Origin of the sequence: Undibacterium sp. 5I1 (assembly GCF_034314085.1) — a bacterium.
GTDB lineage: Bacteria > Pseudomonadota > Gammaproteobacteria > Burkholderiales > Burkholderiaceae_D > Undibacterium.
Map to the genome: position 1 here is coordinate 4,547,711 of NZ_JAVIWI010000001.1, position 15,582 is coordinate 4,563,292.

Sequence of the window (15,582 nt, forward strand, 5' to 3'; positions counted from 1 at the left end):
ATAATGAGGTTGTTATGAACAACAAAAATATCTCTGTTTTAATTGTTGACGACAATGATATGACTCGTGAGGTTTTACGGGTAGTACTGCGCAGCGAGGGTTATAACGTCGTTGGCGATGCTTCTGATGGTGGGTCGGGTTTGGAAATGGCGATCAAACTCAATCCGCAAATTATTCTATTGGATGTAGTTATGCCTAAAATCGGCGGCTTAGAAATATTGCCAAAAATGAAGGAAGCATTGCCAAATGCGATGATTTTGATGGTGACTGCGAATAAAGATCAAGCCACGGTGACGGAGGCTGTTAAAGCCGGTATTCACGGCTATATCGTAAAACCTTTTAATTCACAGCGAGTGATTGATGCAGTGGCAGGGGTAGTAGAAAAAATTCGTAAGCAAAATGCTAGCAGCGAAAATACCAGTAGCGACGTTTGAGTACGAATTTGATCAGTAAATATCAGTAGAAGCTGATACTTGTGTTCTCATTTTTTATGATTTGCGATTTCTGTGTTCGCAATTTTGTTTGGTGCAATGACCATACATCGCTAGCGAATGTTCAGCAATAGTAAAGCCACGCTCCAGTGCAACGGCATGTTGTTGCTTCTCAATTTGCTCGTCATAGAACTCTTCTACCAAACCGCAGTCCAAACAGACCAAATGGTCGTGATGCGAACCTTCGTTTAGTTCAAAGATGGCTTTGCCGGTTTCAAAATGATTACGATTTAACAATCCGGCTTGTTCGAACTGGGTTAAAACCCGATATACCGTCGCTAAACCGACATCCATATTTTCATTCAGCAGAATTTTATAAACATCTTCCGCTGTCAGATGGCGAACTGGGCTACTTTGGAAAATTTCTAAAATTTTCAGCCTTGGCAAAGTCGCTTTCAGGCCGCTGGATTTGAGATTGGGAGTGGTATTCGTCATGTTTTCGGTCAAAAAGAGTGTATCTGCTTTATGATATCGGGTTTAGAGCTTAACTCAAAGCGAATCTCAGCATAATCCCGGCGTAATTTCAGGGTGGTTTTTTGGGGTTTTAATCGACGTATATCAAGCTTGCATCAGTGAGTGATTTCATTATGCTGCTTTATTCTAAGATTCTTTCGCGCTGTATTTGTGTTCTTTGTGTAGGCTCTCACTTAAGTTGCCACCTAAGTTACTACCCAAGTAACGCCAAAGTTAAACGTAATAAATTAGTAAGTAAGATTGATATAAGCTGTTTGAATTAATTATTTTTTGCAAACTGTACACCGTTGCACATCACATTGAGGTTATTTATGCGATTGTTGTTTTCTGAAGTATCCCGAGGTACCGCGCAAGGTTTGACTGCTCTCGCTTTGGCGTTTGGTGTAGTTGGTGTCTCTGGCTGCGCTATGCTCAATCCTATGGTGGATACACCGCCAGTGACCAAGCTCCCTAGTTCCACTGACTCCGCAGTGACGGATGCTGGTAACAAAGACGGCGCCAAACTCAATTCTGCTGATGGCGCACAAAAAACGACGCCAACAGGCGTATCCAAATTTTTAGGTTACATCTCGCCTTACCGGATTACGATTCAGCAAGGTAACTTTGTCTCGCAAGAAATGGTATCGCAACTTAAAGAAGGCATGACCCGTGAGCAAGTCCGGTTTTTGCTGGGTACGGCATTATTGACCGATATGTTCCACGAAGACCGCTGGGACTACCCGTTCCGTTTATTAAAGCCGAACGGCGAATTACTCACCAGCCGCGTGGCGGTATTTTTTAAGAACAATACTGTGCAACGTTTTGAGGGTGGTAATTTGCCCAACGAAAAAGACTACTTAGCCAATATTACGACTTCTGCAATTGGTGTGAGAGCTGAATCTTCTATCCTGACGACGGATAAAGATAAGAAAAAATAATCAAGGTATTCCGATGACAGTATTAAAAATCGCCGTGACCGGTGCATCTGGTCGCATGGGTAAAATGTTGATCGAGACCATCACTGCGGCAGATGATGTTGCACTGGTCGGCGCACTGGATTTGCCTGGATCGCCTGCTTTGGGGGCTGATGCCGGTGCCAGTTTAGGCAAGCCAGTTGGCGTTTTAATTGAGTCTGATTTGTCGACGGCTTTGGCAGATGCTGATTGTCTGATCGACTTTACCCGTACTGAAGGCACCTTAACGCATCTGGCTTACTGCGCGGAACATGGCATTAAAATGGTTATTGGTACGACGGGTTTTGATGATGAAGGTAAAGCAGCGATTGCCGCTGCAGCGCAAAAAACGGCGATTGTATTTGCGCCGAACATGAGTGTCGGCGTGAATGTGACGTTGAAGTTGTTAGAAATGGCAGCCAAGAATTTTGCGCAGGGCTACGATATAGAAATTATCGAAGCGCACCACCGTCATAAAGTTGATGCGCCCTCCGGTACCGCATTAAAAATGGGCGAAGTCATCGCAAGTACACTAGGTCGTGATTTGAACGAAGTCGGCGTGTTCGCACGAGAAGGTGTCACCGGCGAACGTGACCCTTCTTCGATCGGCTTTGCCACCATTCGTGGCGGCGATATTGTCGGCGACCATACAGTGATGTTCGCAGGGATTGGTGAGCGGGTAGAAATCAGCCATAAATCGTCTAGCAGGATTAATTATGCCCACGGCAGTTTGCGCGCAGCACGGTTTTTGGCGGATAAGAAAACTGGTTTGTACGATATGTTTGATGTGCTGGGTTTGAATTCAGTAGCTTAGTAGGAGTTACGCAAAACCGCGCCAGCCGCGTTGCAGCGACTAGCCGTATTAAAGTACTGTCTTCGTCGCGATGCGTTTCCGGGACAATTTTGCGTAAGTTCTATTTTGGAAACACAGAGACTATTTAATTTATTAACCGACGATCTTTTTAACGAGTCCTATGATTTTTGATTACTGGTCCCAAGTTGATGAAATAAGCCACGCAGTAGCTTATTTTTTGATGGCGATGTCCCTCGTCAGCTGGTTCATTATTTTTTATAAAACCTGGTCGTTTTGGCGCGTTCGCAAAACCGCGCCAGTTGTTGAGTCTTTTTGGAAAGCGCCAAATATCAATGATGCGCTTAGCCTGATCAGTCATGCTGATAGCGAAGACATTTATGCTTCTCTGGCGAGAAGAAGTATGGCGGCTGCGGACCTAAAACTCTCTACAGAACCAGCACGCGCTAGCGCAGGACTTAATACTAATTCTGCTTTAAGCGACATTCTTACCCGGGTTTTGCGGCAAGAATTAAACCGTGTTACGGTCAAACTGGAATCTGGCTTAAGTATTTTGGCCTCCATCGGAGCGACTGCACCTTTTGTCGGTTTGCTCGGCACGGTGTGGGGTATTTTTCATGCGCTGACGACGATTGCAAATAATGGTGCCGTGCAGATCGCGCAAGTAGCTGGTCCGGTCGGCGAGGCATTAATCATGACGGCATTAGGTTTGATGGTGGCGATTCCTGCGGTATTGGCCTATAACGCTTTTAACCGTATGAACCGTATTACCATGGCAGAGCTAGATGCTTTTGCGCATGATCTGCATGCACACCTTAGTCCGCGCGGATAAGAGCGTAACTCGGCTAACGTCAGCAATAAACTAACCACAAGCTTGCCAACGTAGTAAATAAAAATCTCAACGCATTATGGCCTTCGGTAAATTCAATCAGGCAAGTGACTCGGCAGCAAAAACACCGGCTGCTATGGCCGATATCAACGTCACACCGATGGTGGATGTCATGTTGGTATTGCTGGTAATTTTTATCATTACCGCCCCTTTGATGACACAAGCTATCAAGCTTGAATTACCTATTGCAAAATCAAATACGGCCCCCCAATTGCCAAACAACATCACCATCTCATTTGACTCTAAAGGCGTTTTATATTGGGATAAACAGGTCATTACTTTTAAAGATTTAAACGTAAAATTAGCAAAAGCAGCACAAAAATTACCGCAGCCAGAATTGCAATTGCGTGCCGATAAAGCAACTCGCTACGAGATCATTGCCCAAGTGATGGCGGCAGCCCAAGAACAAGGTTTGGGTAAAATTGGTTTTGTGACTGAGCAGCCAGGCCAACCACTCGATCAAAAGTAATCTACAGCGTTATCCTTAATCAGGATGCCACCTGAACCAGTTATAATCAAAGGTTCAAAAGATCCCCTCGCATTTAGAAAATATAGCCCGCCATGCAAGAAAAATACAGCTCAGTTTATAAACCAGCCGACATTGAGCAATCTGCGCAATCCCATTGGAAAAAAATAGACGCTTACAAAGCGGTGGAGAACGATCCACGCTTCCCAAAAGGGAAGTACTACGCTTGTTCTATGCTGCCTTATCCATCAGGTAAATTGCACATGGGGCACGTGCGCAATTACACGATCAACGACATGCTGGCGCGTCAATTGCGCATGAATGGTTACAACGTTCTGATGCCGATGGGCTGGGATGCTTTTGGTTTGCCGGCAGAGAACGCTGCAATCAAAAACAAGGTGCCGCCTGCCAAATGGACTTACGATAATATCGCCTATATGAAGACCCAGATGCAAGCTATGGGTCTGGCGATTGACTGGTCACGCGAAGTAGCGACTTGCTCGCCTGAATATTACAAATGGAATCAATGGTTGTTCCTGAAAATGCTGGAAGCTGGCATTTGCGAACGCCGTACGCAAGTAGTGAACTGGGATCCGATTGACCAGACCGTGCTTGCAAATGAGCAGGTGATCGACGGGCGCGGCTGGCGCTCCGGTGCTCTGGTCGAGAAGCGCGAAATTCCAGGCTACTACCTGAACATCACCGACTACGCGGAAGAATTGCTGTCTGCAGTCGCCAATCCGGAAGATCCGAATTACCTGTCCGGCTGGCCAGAGCGCGTGCGCCTGATGCAGGAAAACTGGATAGGTAAATCCGAAGGTGTACGTTTTGCCTTCACACATGACATCAAGGACGCCACCGGCGCATTGATTCAGGACGGCAAGATGTACGTGTTTACGACCCGTGCCGATACCATCATGGGCGTGACCTTTTGTGCGGTGGCACCGGAACATCCGTTGGCAATTCATGCTGCTGCCAGTAATCCGGGACTCGCTGCCTTCATCGAAGAATGCAAAAAAGGCGGTACGACCGAAGCAGAAGTTGCAGTGCGTGAAAAAGAAGGGCAGCCAACGGGACTGTTCGTCACGCATCCGTTGACAGGCGCGCAAGTTGAAGTTTGGGTCGGTAACTATGTGTTGATGAGTTACGGCGATGGCGCGGTCATGGGCGTGCCTGCGCATGACGAGCGGGACTTTATTTTTGCGAAAAAATATAATCTGCCGATTAAACAAGTAGTCGCTGTAGAAGGTGAAACCTACTCCACCGATGCATGGGCAGAATGGTATGGCGACAAGCAACGTGGCTTGACCATTAATAGCGGAGACTCTAACGTTGACCTAAATGGATTGACCTGTAGACAGGCGGTCAGCAAGGTCGCCGAATTAATGTCAGCCAAAGAATTAGGCGAAAAGAAAACTACCTGGCGTTTGCGCGATTGGGGCATCAGCCGCCAGCGTTATTGGGGCACGCCTATCCCTATTATCCATTGCGATGCTTGTGGTGTGGTGCCAGTGCCGGAAAAAGATTTACCCGTTGTGTTACCAGAAGATTGCATTCCTGATGGCTCAGGCAATCCGCTAAATAAACGCTTAGATTTTTTGCATGTTGATTGCCCAAGTTGCGGCAAGCCAGCTAAACGAGAAACGGACACCATGGATACCTTCGTTGATAGTTCCTGGTATTTCATGCGTTATTGCGACGCGAGTAACGACCAGGCCATGGTTGCGGAAGGTAGTAAATACTGGATGCCGATGGATCAATACATCGGCGGTATCGAACATGCGATTTTGCATTTGCTGTATGCGCGCTTCTGGACCAAGGTCATGCGTGATCTGAAGTTGATCGATGCGCACGAACCGTTCGCCAAATTGCTGACGCAAGGCATGGTCTTGAAGGGCGCGTTTTTCCAAAAACCGGAAGGCGCAGGCAAGAATTATTTCTGGGAAGAAGAAGTCAACGTCATCACCAATGAGCAAGGTCAGATCACCGGCGGAACCTTGAAGTCGGATGGGTCAGCACTCGAATACGAGATGACTACCATGTCTAAATCCAAGAGTAATGGTGTCGATCCGCAAGAACTCATTAATCAATACGGTGCAGATACAGCACGTTTGTTTGTGATGTTTGCCTCGCCACCTGAGCAGACTTTGGAGTGGAACGACTCTGGTGTTGAGGGTGCGCATCGCTTCTTGCGCCGGGTCTGGACTTTCGGTTTTAAAAATGCTGAGTTATTGCGCCCTGCAAGTTCAGTCAGTACTGACTTAAGTACTGACTTAAGTTCGAACTTATGTGCCGACAGCAAAGCGCTACGCCGCGAAGTACATATGATTTTGCGCCAGGTAAGCTATGACTACGAACGTATGCAATACAACACGGTCGTGTCCGGCGCGATGAAATTATTGAATACGATCGAAGCCTTTAAGCAAGAAGGTGCTGGTCATGCAGCGGTTTTGAGTGAAGCCTTTGGTGTCTTGTTGCGTGTTTTATATCCGGCATGCCCGCACTTGACCCATGTCTTGTGGGAAGAGTTGGGTTATGCCGCTTCTTTCACCGATATTCTCAATACCCCTTGGCCCCAAGTCGACGAAGCGGCTTTGGTACAAACAGAAATCGAAATGATGATCCAGGTCAACGGCAAGCTACGCGGTAGTATCACGGTAGCCAAAGATGCGGATAAAGCGACGATAGAAGCTTTAGCCTTGGCGAATGAGAGTGTGCAACGTTTTGTTGAGGGTACGCCGAAAAAGATCATTATCGTACCGGGTAAATTAGTCAATATCGTTCCTTAATATAGACGGGTAATTTTATGATCGTTAATTCGAAAGCGGGCGATATGCGTAATGAGAAAGACTCTACAACAAGGTCTGATTGGATGCGGAAATTGCTAACCTTTTTCAGCATCGCGTCAGTTGCTGTAATTTTGTCCGCCTGCGGCTTTGCGTTGCGTGGTCCGGTGACTTTTCCGTTCTCTAGTATTTATATTAGCTTGCCAGATACCTCACCGCTTGGTGGTGAGTTGCGGCGGAATATTCGGGCCAATGGCAATACCGTGATTTTTAACGATGTCAGAAGCGCCGATGTGGCATTAGAAGTTTTGGCAGAAACACGCGAGAAAGTGATCTTGTCTTTAAATAGCCAAGGTCGTGCACGTGAATACAATTTGTTGTACACATTTAAATTCCGTGTGCGCGACAAGGCTGGTAAAGAGTTGTTAGAGCCAACCAGCATCCCACTCAAGCGCAATATCACGTTCAACGAATCTGCAGTCTTGGCGAAAGAGTCTGAAGAAGCTCTGTTATACCGTGATATGCAAAGCGATCTGGTGCAGCAAATCATGCGTCGCCTAGCTGTACTGAAGATGGAATAGCGTATGCAATTGCGCTTTGATGCAATCGATGCTCACCTGACTAAATCACTGGCGTCTTTGTACGTCATCACCAGTGACGAGCATTTGTTGGCATTAGAAACCGCGGACAAAATCCGTCGTGTCGCTAAAACACAAGGATTTCTGGAAAGAGAAATTTTAACTGTAGAGCGTAGTTTTAAATGGGGCGCTCTGCTGTCAGTGAATCAATCACAATCCTTGTTCGGCGATAAAAAGCTGATTGATTTGCGCATACCCACCGGCAAGCCAGGCAAAGACGGCGGCGCTGCACTACAAGAATATGTCAAGCATCTATCTCCCGATAATCTGACCCTGATTACCTTGCCAAAACTCGACTGGGCGACGCAAAAGGCTGCCTGGGTGACGAGCTTGCAGCAGGCGGCGGTGTATATCGACATCCCGATGGTGGAACGGGCACAACTGCCTAATTGGATCTCCTTGCGTTTATCTGCACAAGGGCAAAGCGCTGATCGGCTTAGTCTGGACTTTATCGCGGACAGAGTAGAAGGTAACTTGCTCGCCGCACATCAAGAGATTCAAAAACTCGCTTTGTTGCACCCCCAAGGCAAACTTAGTTTTGAGCAAATACACGACGCTGTTTTAAACGTCGCGCGCTACGATGTGTTTAAAGTCAACGAAGCCATGTTGGCTGGCAACGCCGCCAGACTGGTGCGCATGCTAGAAGGTCTGAAGGGCGAGGGCGAGGCCTTGCCGCTGGTACTATGGGCAGTTGCCGAAGAGATCCGGACTTTGCTTAAAATCAAGTCTGGTATGGCACAAGGCAAGTCGCTTGGCATGCTGCTGAAGGAATTTCGTATCTGGGGCGCGCGTGAAAAATTGATGGAGCCTGCGCTACGCCGGGTGAGTTTGGCGACCTTAGAGGCGGCACTGCAAGAGGCAGCGCAAGTCGATAAGATGGTCAAAGGTTTACGCGCCAAGGCATTTGCCGGTGACGCCTGGGATGCCTTGCTGCAATTAGGTCTACGTGTTGCCCGCGCATAGGATAAATACGTAAAAACAGGGGAGTATGTCTAATAAATGGCATTAACTTCCAGACAATATCTGGACGTTAAAATATACAGTGGGTAGTATATATCTTCTCTTAACTCACTTTTAAAGCGCAAGCAGACATAGACAGACCGAATTAAAAGAACTGATATGGATATCAAAACCTACATGAAAGACCTTGGCATACGCGCTCGTAAAGCGTCGCGCGCCATGGCAAAAGCAAATACGGCTGCAAAGAATCAGGCGTTGTTATTGATTGCCGCGGCGATCCGGCGCGACGCAGCGATTTTGCGCGGAGCCAATGAGTTAGATCTTGCTGCCGCCCGCACAAATGGGATGGAAGCGGCGATGCTAGATCGTCTGACCTTATCCGACAAAGCCATCGCCAGCATGGCGGAGGGACTGGAGCAAATCGTCAGTCTGTCAGACCCGATAGGCGAAATCTCGAATATGAAATTCCGCCCGACTGGGATTCAGGTTGGTCAGATGCGCGTGCCGTTGGGCGTGATTGGTATTATTTATGAAGCCAGACCAAACGTTACAGTCGACGCGGCAGGCTTATGCATTAAAAGTGGTAATGCCACAATTTTGCGCGGCGGTTCTGAGGCAATTCACTGCAATCAGGCACTTGCACAATTGGTCAAAGAAGGTTTAGCCGGTGCTGGTTTGCCATCCGACGCCGTTCAGGTAGTTGAGACTATCGACCGTGCTGCGGTGGGCGAGCTGATCACCATGCCAGATTATGTTGATGTTATCGTCCCGCGCGGTGGCAAAGGTTTGATCGAGCGCTTAATGCGTGAATCCAAAGTGCCAATGATCAAACATCTGGACGGCATTTGCCATGTGTATATCGACGATAAAGCAGATATGCAAAAGGCGCTGGATATTGCGTTCAACGCTAAATGTCATCGCTATGGCACCTGCAATACGATGGAAACCTTATTGGTGGCGCAAGCTATTGCAGCGCAGGTATTGCCCGCCTTAGCCAAACTCTACGCCAGCAAACAAGTCGAATTACGTTGCGACCCTGCTGCCGCAGCAATACTCAGCGACTATCCTCATTTGGCGGCTGCGAATGAAGAGGACTGGAGCACAGAATATCTGGCAGCGATTCTTGCTGTTAAAGTAGTCAAAGATATGGATGAGGCGATTGAACACATCAATCACTATTCATCGCAACACACTGAGTCCATCGTGACGGAAGATTACACGCGCGCCATACGCTTTCTGCGTGAAGTTGATTCAGCCTCGGTCATGGTCAATGCATCGACCCGTTTTGCAGATGGCTTTGAATATGGCTTAGGTGCAGAAATCGGCATCTCTAACGATAAACTACATGCACGTGGACCAGTTGGATTAGAAGGTCTGACTTCACTTAAGTATGTGGTATTTGGTAACGGCGAAGTTCGTCAATAATAAGTAACAGGAGAAATGCATGCTCTGGATTAAAGCACTACATATCGTTTTCGTGACGTCCTGGTTTGCAGGCTTATTTTATTTGCCGAGGATTTTCGTCAATCTGGCGATGGAGAATCAGCCGGTTACGACCGAGCGACTGCTGCTGATGGCCCGCAAGCTGTACCGGTTTATGACCATACTGGCCATTCCAGCGATAGGTTTTGGGTTGTGGTACTGGATTGCCACAGGTATCGGGCGTGGTCCCGGCAGCGGTTGGATGCATGCCAAGCTTTTTATTGTGGTGTTGCTGATTGGCTATCACCATGCCTGTGGCAGTATTCTGAAAAAGTTTGAACAAGGCAACAATAAACGCGCGCATACTTGGTTTCGCTGGTTTAATGAAGTGCCAGTCGTTTTGTTATTAGCTGTTGTGGTGTTGGTGGTAGTGAAGCCGTTTTAGTCCGCTCGTTAAATTCTCAAGGAAATATTGATGAACAGAGTTTGTGAATACTATTTTGCACCGCAGTCTCCTTGGGCGTATTTGGGGCATCAGCGCTTTGTTGATCTGGCAAAAAAACATGCAATCCGGATTGATCTTAAACCGATTGATTTAAGCAAAGTGTTCGCCACTTCGGGTGGTTTGCCTTTAGCTAAACGTGCAGCACAAAGACAAGCCTATCGTCTGACAGAAATGCAGCGCTGGAGTACGCATCTGGATTTGCCGATGAATTTGCAGCCGACCTTTTTTCCGGTCGCAGGCGATTCTTCTGCACACTTGATTATTGCAGCGCAATTGGCACACGGGACTGAGACCGCACTCAAACTGACTGGTGCGATCATGCGAGCGGTCTGGGCAGAACAAAAAAATATTGCTGATACGGATACCTTGGCCGCGTTAGCACTTGATTGCGAGCTCGACGGTAAAGCTTTAATCAAATCGTCAGAAACCGCCAGCGTGTTATCTGAGTATGAGCGCTTTACTAATGAAGCAATCGCCAACAATGTATTCGGCGTGCCTTGGTTTGTATTCAATGGCGAGAGCTACTGGGGGCAAGATCGCTTAGATTTTTTGGAGCGCGTTTTTCCGGAATAGTGGTTAGCAGTTGGCATTACGATCAATAGAATGAAGTAATGAGGCGAGCGAATGCTGCACGCACTCACCTTAGTTTTAGTGCTGAGAAGCAGATGTAAATACCGGCTAGGCAAGAGCTTTAGCCTTTAAAAATTAACTTGGATAAAAGGTTCCCCATGACACGTTACTCGTATTTTTGCCCTTGCCCCCGTGGCCTGGAAGTCGCTCTCGCTGAAGAGTTGAATGAAATTGCCCAGCTGGATAAAACTTTGCATGTCCACACGCAAGTTCCCGGCGGTGTGCATTGCTCTGGTGAATTGCGCGATGCCTATAGCATCAATTTGCATTCACGCATTGCTTCGCGTGTGTTATTACGGATGGCGCATTCTGGCTATCTCAACGAAAACGATATTTATGATCTGACCCTAGAGCAGCCATGGGAAGATTGGTTTGGCTACCACCACACGATTCGTGTCGATGTGACCGCAGTCAAATCGCCATTAAAAAGTTTGGAATTTACCACCCTCAAAATTAAGGATGCGATCTGCGATCGTTTCCGCGATCAATTTACACAGCGTCCTTCGGTTGATACCAAAAATCCGGATATGCGCATCGTCGGTTTTGTGGATGCACGCAACTTTACTTTGTATCTCGATACATCAGGCGAGCCTTTGTTTAAACGCGGCTGGCGCTTAGAGACAGGCGATGCCCCTTTGCGTGAAAACCTGGCAGCGGGTTTGTTGCGGACTGCAGGCTGGAAACCCGGCGTGCCTCTGTTTGATCCTATGTGTGGCTCGGGCACTATTTTGATTGAGGCGGCACAAATGCTTGCTGGTATTCCGCCAGGTTTGCGTCGTGAATTTGCGTTTGAAAAGTTTGCCGGTTATAAGCAAGACGAATGGCAAGCGATCAAGGACAGTGTTAAGCCAAATCACGTGCCGGAAGAGCCGACTATTTTCGGCAGTGATATCTCCGGCGACATGATCAGCATGACGCGTAATAATTTGAATAAGGCAGGTATTCGTTTTGACGTGCCGTTGAAGCAAATTGAAGCGCAAGAGATCAAAGCGCCAACTGAAGTACCAGGTATTTTGCTGACCAATCCGCCCTATGGCGAACGTATTGGCCTACGCGGTGATAGTTCGGTAGAGCCTGATGCGATGGCGACCGATTTTTTCAGTGCATTTAGCAGCACGTTAAAACAAAGGTTTGCTGGCTGGAGTGTTTTCTTGTTCACCGCTGATCTGGGTTTGCCAAAGATGCTGCGTTTAAAAGAGTCGCGCAAGACACCTTTCTTCAACGGTGCCCTGGAATGTCGCTTGTTCCGGTTCGATATGGTGGCGGGCTTTAACCGCCGTGAAGAGGCCAAGCCTAAAAACTTGTCCTAACTCCACATAAAAACGGGCGAACGCTGCACAGCAGGTTCGCCCGTTTTACTTTATGCTTTGCCATCTACGTCGCGTCATCAATCATAATTTACGCTGTTTTATATAATCCGGCCGAGATCTAGATTGGTCTCATCTAAAACAAAACACATCAGGAGATTAATCTATGTCTAACGCTTTCCCCCTCGATTTAAAAGACAGTAGTTTATTGCGTAATCAGGCTTACATTAATGGTGCCTGGTTTAGTTTTAGTGATAATTTTGAAGTCAATAATCCAGCGGATCAATCAATTATTGGTACCGTTCCCAACCTGAGTGCTAGCGCCGCACAAACGGCAATTGACGCTGCGCAAGCGGCTTTCCCAGCTTGGGCTGCCAAGACCGGCAAAGAGCGCGCTGCGGTAATGCGTAAATGGTTTGATCTGATGATTGCCAATGCCGATGATTTGGCGATGTTAATGACTGCTGAGCAAGGCAAACCTTTAGCCGAAGCCAAAGGAGAAGTAATTTACGGCGCCAGTTTTATCGAATGGTTTGCCGAGGAAGCAAAGCGGGTAACTGGCGATGTCATGGCATCGACCTGGACTGACAAACGCATGGTGGTGTTAAAACAGCCTATCGGCGTTTGCGCATCAATCACGCCTTGGAACTTTCCGATTGCCATGATTACGCGCAAAGTCGCTCCCGCGATTGCGGCTGGTTGCAGCATCGTAATTAAGCCAGCGGAACAAACCCCGCTATCTGCCTTGGCAATGGCGGAGTTGGCACATAGAGCCGGTCTGCCAGCAGGCATTATTAATATCGTTACCGCTGATTCAGAGCGTTCTATTGCCGTTGGTAAAGTATTGTGCGACAGCCCGGTTGTTCGGCATTTATCTTTTACTGGATCAACTCCAGTAGGGCGTATTTTGATGCAGCAATGCGCACCGACAGTAAAAAAATTAGCTCTGGAATTGGGCGGGCATGCGCCATTTATCGTATTTGATGATGCTGATCTGGACGCGGCGGTGGAAGGTGCGTTGCAATCAAAATTCCGTAATGCCGGACAAACTTGTGTGTGTACCAACCGCTTCTATGCTCATGAGTCGATTTACGACGCCTTCGTTGCAAAACTGGCTGCGGGCGCTAAGAAAATCCAGGTCGGTAACGGTATGGAGTCAGGCATCAGCCAAGGTCCGATGATTGATGAGCAGGCGGTAGCCAAAGTAGAAGAGCACGTTGCTGATGCGCTGGCGAAAGGCGCTACGATTTTAGCTGGTGGTAAAAAACATGCAGCCGGCGCTTTATTCTATGAGCCGACGGTACTGTCTAACATTACCAATACGATGAAAATTATGGTCGAGGAGACCTTTGGCCCAGTAGCTGCCGTCATCAAGTTTACAACCGAAGATGAGGTGATTGCGGCGGCTAACAATACTGATTTTGGACTGGCATCGTATTTCTATTCCCGTGATATTGGTCGCGTATGGCGCGTTGCTGAAAAGCTGGAATATGGCATGGTCGGTATTAATACTGGTTTGATTTCGAATGAGGTCGCGCCGTTTGGTGGGGTTAAGCAATCTGGCCTGGGACGCGAGGGTTCTAGCTATGGAATGGATGAATATCTTGAGATGAAATACTTGTGCATGGGCGGTATTTAAATTTCCCTTGATGATCCTGATGAATAAAATTCTGCTAATTGCGATTGAATATGTCTAATAGTCCTACACCAGAAGCGACTCCGCCAGCAGCACTGCCTTCTCACTTGCAAGTGGTGAGCGCTGGCGCTCTCGCAACGCTGCTCGCAGCGCTGGCAATGTTGGGGCCATTTTCAATTGATACTTATCTGCCCGCATTTCCGGCAATTCAGTCGAGTTTGCAGGCGAGTCCAATTGAAGTTCAGCAGACGTTGACTGCCTACATGCTGTCTTTTTCCATCATGACCCTATGGCACGGCGCTTTGTCGGACGCGTTCGGGCGCCGGAATGTAATTTTGGTGTCGCTGGCTGTTTTTGCCGTAGCTTCCTTTGGCTGTGCATCTGTCCATACGATTCATTATTTGTGGGGCTTTAGGATTTTGCAGGGTGTTTCTGCGGGCGCTGGTGTGGTGGTTGGACGCGCAATTATCCGTGACATGTACTCAGGTGCTCCCGCTGAGCGCTTGCTTTCTCTGGTAACAATGATTTTTTCTATTGCTCCGGCAATTGCACCTATTTTAGGCGGTTGGATAGTCAGCTATTTCAGCTGGCGTAGTATTTTCCTCTTACTTTTTGTCTATACCCTGATTTTATTTTGGGCGTGCTACAAGCGGCTGCCAGAATCTTTGCCTATCGAAAAGCGTCAGCCTTTCAGTGCAGAGTTTTTGTGGAAAAGTTACAAGATGGTGTTTAAGTCCCCGCTATTTCATCTTAAAGCCGGCACGATTGCGTTTAATTTTGCAGGCCTTTTTTTGTATGTTTCCGCCGCGCCAGCGTTTATTACTCAGCATTTAAAGCTGGGGCCAGATCAATTTGGCTGGCAATTTATTCCCTCAGTCGCAGGCATATTTTTAGGTGCACTGGCGGCGAATCGCCTTGCAGGGAGAATTTCTGTTTGGAAGCAAGTCAATATCGGCTTTTGCTTCCTGATCGGAGCCTCTTTATTTAACGTGATTTACCACGCGATTTGGCCAGCTATGCTGCCCTGGTCAGTGATGCCCTTGTTTTTCTACTGTTTTGGTATGTCGCTGGTTGCTCCTGGCGCTACCTTGCTTGTCCTCGATTTATTTCCTACAATCAGAGGGATAGTGGCCTCTTGCCAGTCTGCTGCTGTTACGATGCTTGGAGCAGTAGTGGCGGGTATGGTAGCGCCTGCACTGGATCATTCCAGCCTGACCTTGGCTATCGGGCAATTGGTATTTGCATCTCTGGGAATGATCTCTTGGTACTCGGGGCGTTTGTACTGGCGCAGTATGACAAATCAGAAGCAAAATGCATGGGAGACCGTGGGATAAAAACATTTAATTTATCGGACTTGAAATAAGTACACATTGCCTTACTTAGTTGGTGCTCTGCAGCATTTTGAAATTTTGACTATAATGCGAACCAAATCGAAGTTAAGCAGTCCAACGATTTAGCACGTTGTAGTTGAGAAGGGCTCGTGTGTGTTTTGTGCGACAGCTTGTTGAACGTAGGTAGTTAATATCACTTATTTCATCAAGTTGTCATTTTCCGCAGATATGCTAGAACATGTCATTGGGTTATTTTTAAGGACTCAAGGCTGTTAAAGACCTGCAAATTTGTTTTTGTGCACTC

15 protein-coding genes are annotated in these 15,582 nt (G+C 47.5%); 14 read left to right on the plus strand and 1 reads right to left on the minus strand.

Annotated features, from left to right (window positions below):
• The first annotated feature begins 14 nt into the window (after positions 1–14).
• A complete protein-coding gene (locus RGU72_RS19865; protein ID WP_322121394.1) occupies positions 15–434 on the plus strand; it encodes a response regulator in 420 nt (139 codons plus the stop codon).
• Between the two features lie 54 nt (positions 435–488).
• Here the strand turns inward: RGU72_RS19865 and fur are convergent, their stop codons facing one another.
• On the minus strand, positions 489–926 hold the full coding sequence (gene fur / locus RGU72_RS19870; protein WP_322121395.1) for a ferric iron uptake transcriptional regulator: 438 nt from the start codon (positions 924–926) through the stop codon (positions 489–491).
• A 350-nt stretch (positions 927–1,276) separates the two neighbouring features.
• Here fur and RGU72_RS19875 point away from each other — a divergent pair, with 350 nt between their 5' ends.
• The 13 genes from RGU72_RS19875 (at position 1,277) to RGU72_RS19935 (ending at position 15,281) form a co-directional block, all read left to right on the plus strand.
• On the plus strand, positions 1,277–1,882 hold the full coding sequence (locus RGU72_RS19875; RefSeq protein ID WP_322121396.1) for an outer membrane protein assembly factor BamE: 606 nt from the start codon (positions 1,277–1,279) through the stop codon (positions 1,880–1,882).
• Between the two features lie 13 nt (positions 1,883–1,895).
• Positions 1,896–2,711 (plus strand): 4-hydroxy-tetrahydrodipicolinate reductase, encoded by an 816-nt coding sequence (dapB, locus tag RGU72_RS19880; RefSeq protein WP_322121397.1) that lies wholly within the window; start codon positions 1,896–1,898, stop codon positions 2,709–2,711.
• A gap of 220 nt (positions 2,712–2,931) precedes the next feature.
• Entirely contained in the window at positions 2,932–3,540 is a 609-nt protein-coding gene (locus RGU72_RS19885; RefSeq protein WP_322121398.1) for a MotA/TolQ/ExbB proton channel family protein, read from the plus strand.
• A gap of 76 nt (positions 3,541–3,616) precedes the next feature.
• A complete protein-coding gene (locus tag RGU72_RS19890; RefSeq protein ID WP_322121399.1) occupies positions 3,617–4,066 on the plus strand; it encodes a biopolymer transporter ExbD in 450 nt (149 codons plus the stop codon).
• 92 nt (positions 4,067–4,158) lie between these two features.
• Positions 4,159–6,852: a leucine--tRNA ligase gene (gene leuS, locus RGU72_RS19895; RefSeq protein WP_322121400.1), complete on the plus strand. Its 2,694-nt coding sequence runs from the start codon at positions 4,159–4,161 to the stop codon at positions 6,850–6,852.
• Between the two features lie 17 nt (positions 6,853–6,869).
• Positions 6,870–7,430: an LPS assembly lipoprotein LptE gene (gene lptE / locus RGU72_RS19900; RefSeq protein WP_322121401.1), complete on the plus strand. Its 561-nt coding sequence runs from the start codon at positions 6,870–6,872 to the stop codon at positions 7,428–7,430.
• A 3-nt stretch (positions 7,431–7,433) separates the two neighbouring features.
• The gene (holA, locus tag RGU72_RS19905) at positions 7,434–8,450 is read left to right on the plus strand and encodes a DNA polymerase III subunit delta (RefSeq protein ID WP_322121402.1); all 1,017 of its coding nucleotides are present in this window, start codon (positions 7,434–7,436) and stop codon (positions 8,448–8,450) included.
• Positions 8,451–8,606: 156 nt separating this feature from the next.
• Positions 8,607–9,872, plus strand: a complete 1,266-nt coding sequence (locus RGU72_RS19910) for a glutamate-5-semialdehyde dehydrogenase (protein WP_322121403.1) — start codon at positions 8,607–8,609, stop codon at positions 9,870–9,872.
• Between the two features lie 19 nt (positions 9,873–9,891).
• A complete protein-coding gene (locus RGU72_RS19915) occupies positions 9,892–10,314 on the plus strand; it encodes a CopD family protein (protein WP_322121404.1) in 423 nt (140 codons plus the stop codon).
• 30 nt (positions 10,315–10,344) lie between these two features.
• Complete coding sequence (locus RGU72_RS19920) at positions 10,345–10,947, plus strand: 2-hydroxychromene-2-carboxylate isomerase (RefSeq protein ID WP_322121405.1); 603 nt, start codon at positions 10,345–10,347, stop codon at positions 10,945–10,947.
• A 155-nt stretch (positions 10,948–11,102) separates the two neighbouring features.
• Positions 11,103–12,314 (plus strand): class I SAM-dependent RNA methyltransferase, encoded by a 1,212-nt coding sequence (locus RGU72_RS19925; RefSeq protein ID WP_322121406.1) that lies wholly within the window; start codon positions 11,103–11,105, stop codon positions 12,312–12,314.
• Between the two features lie 163 nt (positions 12,315–12,477).
• Positions 12,478–13,950: an NAD-dependent succinate-semialdehyde dehydrogenase gene (locus tag RGU72_RS19930; RefSeq protein ID WP_322121407.1), complete on the plus strand. Its 1,473-nt coding sequence runs from the start codon at positions 12,478–12,480 to the stop codon at positions 13,948–13,950.
• Between the two features lie 50 nt (positions 13,951–14,000).
• On the plus strand, positions 14,001–15,281 hold the full coding sequence (locus RGU72_RS19935) for a multidrug effflux MFS transporter (protein WP_322121408.1): 1,281 nt from the start codon (positions 14,001–14,003) through the stop codon (positions 15,279–15,281).
• Positions 15,282–15,582 lie beyond the last annotated feature (301 nt).

Excerpts from the sequence above, each read along its gene's own strand:
- RGU72_RS19865 (WP_322121394.1), top strand. The coding sequence starts at position 15 with ATGAACAACAAAAATATCTCTGTTTTAATTGTTGACGACAATGATATG.
- fur (WP_322121395.1), bottom strand. The coding sequence starts at position 926 with ATGACGAATACCACTCCCAATCTCAAATCCAGCGGCCTGAAAGCGACT.
- RGU72_RS19875 (WP_322121396.1), top strand. The coding sequence starts at position 1,277 with ATGCGATTGTTGTTTTCTGAAGTATCCCGAGGTACCGCGCAAGGTTTG.
- dapB (WP_322121397.1), top strand. The coding sequence starts at position 1,896 with ATGACAGTATTAAAAATCGCCGTGACCGGTGCATCTGGTCGCATGGGT.
- RGU72_RS19885 (WP_322121398.1), top strand. The coding sequence starts at position 2,932 with ATGGCGATGTCCCTCGTCAGCTGGTTCATTATTTTTTATAAAACCTGG.
- RGU72_RS19890 (WP_322121399.1), top strand. The coding sequence starts at position 3,617 with ATGGCCTTCGGTAAATTCAATCAGGCAAGTGACTCGGCAGCAAAAACA.
- leuS (WP_322121400.1), top strand. The coding sequence starts at position 4,159 with ATGCAAGAAAAATACAGCTCAGTTTATAAACCAGCCGACATTGAGCAA.
- lptE (WP_322121401.1), top strand. The coding sequence starts at position 6,870 with ATGATCGTTAATTCGAAAGCGGGCGATATGCGTAATGAGAAAGACTCT.
- holA (WP_322121402.1), top strand. The coding sequence starts at position 7,434 with ATGCAATTGCGCTTTGATGCAATCGATGCTCACCTGACTAAATCACTG.
- RGU72_RS19910 (WP_322121403.1), top strand. The coding sequence starts at position 8,607 with ATGGATATCAAAACCTACATGAAAGACCTTGGCATACGCGCTCGTAAA.
- RGU72_RS19915 (WP_322121404.1), top strand. The coding sequence starts at position 9,892 with ATGCTCTGGATTAAAGCACTACATATCGTTTTCGTGACGTCCTGGTTT.
- RGU72_RS19920 (WP_322121405.1), top strand. The coding sequence starts at position 10,345 with ATGAACAGAGTTTGTGAATACTATTTTGCACCGCAGTCTCCTTGGGCG.
- RGU72_RS19925 (WP_322121406.1), top strand. The coding sequence starts at position 11,103 with ATGACACGTTACTCGTATTTTTGCCCTTGCCCCCGTGGCCTGGAAGTC.
- RGU72_RS19930 (WP_322121407.1), top strand. The coding sequence starts at position 12,478 with ATGTCTAACGCTTTCCCCCTCGATTTAAAAGACAGTAGTTTATTGCGT.
- RGU72_RS19935 (WP_322121408.1), top strand. The coding sequence starts at position 14,001 with ATGTCTAATAGTCCTACACCAGAAGCGACTCCGCCAGCAGCACTGCCT.